Source organism: Serratia sp. LTN-2 (assembly GCF_059740205.1).
Genome location: NZ_JCAXDO010000005.1, coordinates 1 through 2,712, shown reverse-complemented (window position 1 = coordinate 2,712; position 2,712 = coordinate 1). Strand labels below are relative to the sequence as shown.

Sequence of the window (2,712 nt, the reverse complement as noted above, 5' to 3'; positions counted from 1 at the left end):
GGACGGTGTGGATCCGGTCGCCGGCGCGTTTAACGGCGTTGTGGTGGGTGAAGTGGTCGAGTGCGGTCAGCACCCGAACGCCGACAAACTGCGCGTCACTAAGGTCAACGTCGGCGGCGATCGCCTGTTGGACATCGTCTGCGGCGCGCCGAACTGCCGTACCGGCCTGAAAGTGGCGGTCGCCACCGTGGGCGCGGTGCTGCCGGGCGACTTCAAAATCAAGGCCGCCAAGCTGCGCGGCGAACCTTCGGAAGGCATGCTGTGCTCGTTCTCCGAGCTGGGCATTTCCGACGATCATGACGGCATTATCGAGCTGCCGCTGGATGCGCCAATCGGCACCGACATCCGTGACTATCTGCAGCTGAACGACAACACCATCGAAATCAGCGTCACGCCGAACCGCGCCGACTGTCTGGGCATCATCGGCGTCGCGCGCGACGTGGGCGTACTGAACCAGGTTGCGCTGACCGAGCCGGATATGAGCCCGGTGGCTGCCACCATCGACGCCACGCTGCCGATCCGCGTTGACGCGCCGCAGGCGTGCCCGCGCTATCTGGGCCGCGTGGTGAAAGGCATCGACGTCACCGCGCCAACCCCGCTGTGGATGCGTGAAAAACTGCGTCGCTGCGGCATCCGCTCTATCGATGCGGTGGTTGACGTCACCAACTATGTGCTGCTGGAGCTTGGCCAGCCGATGCACGCTTTCGATCTGAGCCGCATCGACGGCGGCATCGTGGTGCGCATGGCGGAAGAAGGGGAAACGCTGACGCTGCTGGACGGCAGTGAAGCCAAACTGAACGCCGACACCTTAGTGATCGCCGATCATCAAAAAGCGTTGGCGATGGGTGGCATCTTCGGCGGTGAGCACTCCGGCGTTAACGGGGAAACTCAGGACGTGCTGCTGGAATGCGCCTTCTTCAGCCCGCTGTCGATCACCGGCCGCGCGCGCCGTCACGGCCTGCACACCGACGCTTCTCACCGCTATGAGCGCGGTGTCGATCCGGCGCTGCAGTACAAAGCGATGGAGCGTGCCACGCGCCTGCTGCTCGATATTTGCGGCGGCCAGGCCGGCCCGATTATCGACGTGACCCACGAGAACGCACTGCCGAAGCGCGCCACCATCACGCTGCGCCGCGAGAAACTGGATCGCCTGATCGGCCACGTGGTGCCGAGCGAGCAGGTCAGCGACATTCTGCGCCGCCTGGGTTGCCAGGTGACCGAGCAGGGCGACAGCTGGCAAGCGGTCGCGCCGAGCTGGCGTTTCGATATGGAGATCGAAGAAGATCTGGTGGAAGAAGTGGCGCGCGTTTACGGTTACGACAACATCCCGGATGTGCCGGTCCGCGCCGATCTGGTGATGACCCAGCATCGCGAAGCCGATCTGACGCTGAAGCGCGTGAAGACCATGCTGGTCGATCACGGTTATCAGGAAGCGATCACCTACAGCTTCGTCGATCCGAAGGTGCAGGCACTGCTGCACCCGAATGAAGAAGCGCTGATCCTGCCAAGCCCGATTTCGGTAGAAATGTCGGCGATGCGTCTGTCGCTGTGGACCGGCCTGCTGTCTGCGGTGGTGTATAACCAGAACCGCCAGCAGACGCGTCTGCGTCTGTTCGAAAGCGGCCTGCGCTTTGTGCCTGATAGTGCGGCAGATCTGGGTATCCGCCAGGACGTCATGCTGGCGGGGGTGATCGCCGGCCATACGCACGATGAACATTGGGATCTGGCGCGCAAGCCCGTCGACTTCTATGATTTAAAAGGGGATCTGGAGTCTGTCCTCGAACTGACCGGTAAATTATCCGAAATTCAGTTCCGGGCGGAAGCCAATCCGGCCCTGCATCCAGGGCAAAGTGCGGCGATTTATTTGCACGGCGAACGCGTAGGTTTCATCGGTGTGGTTCACCCGGAACTTGAACGTAAACTGGATCTTAACGGCCGCACCGTGGTGTTTGAACTGGAGTGGAACAAGCTTGCGAGCCGCGCTGTGCCTCAGGCGCGGGAGATTTCGCGCTTCCCGGCAAACCGCCGTGATATCGCCGTTGTGGTGGCTGAAAACGTCCCCGCAGAAGATATTTTGGCCGAGTGTAAGAAAGTTGGCGCAAATCAGGTAGTTGGCGTAAACTTGTTTGACGTGTACCGTGGCAAGGGCGTGGCAGAAGGTGACAAGAGCCTGGCTATCAGTCTGGTATTGCAGGATACCGCTCGTACACTGGAAGAAGAGGAGATAGCCGCTACCGTTGCAAAATGCGTAGAGGCTCTAAAACAGCGATTCCAAGCATCCTTGAGGGATTGAACCTATGGCGCTTACTAAAGCTGAAATGTCAGAACACCTGTTTGAGAAGCTTGGGCTTAGCAAACGGGACGCCAAAGACCTGGTGGAACTGTTCTTCGAAGAGGTCCGTCGGGCCCTTGAGAACGGTGAACAGGTAAAACTGTCGGGTTTTGGCAACTTTGATCTGCGTGACAAGAACCAACGTCCGGGGCGCAACCCGAAGACCGGCGAAGACATTCCGATTACGGCGCGCCGCGTGGTGACTTTCCGTCCGGGTCAGAAGCTGAAAAGCCGGGTAGAAAACGCCAGCCCGAAAGGGTGAGTGACGTGACATCAAAAAAGGCCGCTTGCGCGGCCTTTTTCTTTGTGCACAGAAAACCCCCAGCTAGGCTGGGGGTTCAGTAAAGCTTTCAGCTTTGGGCCAGTTATAAAAACCCCTT

General features: G+C 59.8%; 2 protein-coding genes. Both read left to right on the top strand.

The window, feature by feature from the left end; genetic code table 11:
• Window positions 1-2,293: phenylalanine--tRNA ligase subunit beta (pheT, locus tag AC6BYQ_RS11860; protein ID WP_498056906.1), on the top strand; the 2,293-nt coding region annotated here is incomplete at its 5' end.
• A gap of 4 nt (window positions 2,294-2,297) precedes the next feature.
• Complete coding sequence (gene ihfA, locus AC6BYQ_RS11855; RefSeq protein WP_004931414.1) at window positions 2,298-2,594, top strand: integration host factor subunit alpha; 297 nt, start codon at window positions 2,298-2,300, stop codon at window positions 2,592-2,594.
• Window positions 2,595-2,712 lie beyond the last annotated feature (118 nt).

Bases quoted from the DNA above. Each gene is read 5' to 3' on its own strand.
- ihfA (WP_004931414.1), top strand. From the start codon at position 2,298: ATGGCGCTTACTAAAGCTGAAATGTCAGAACACCTGTTTGAGAAGCTT.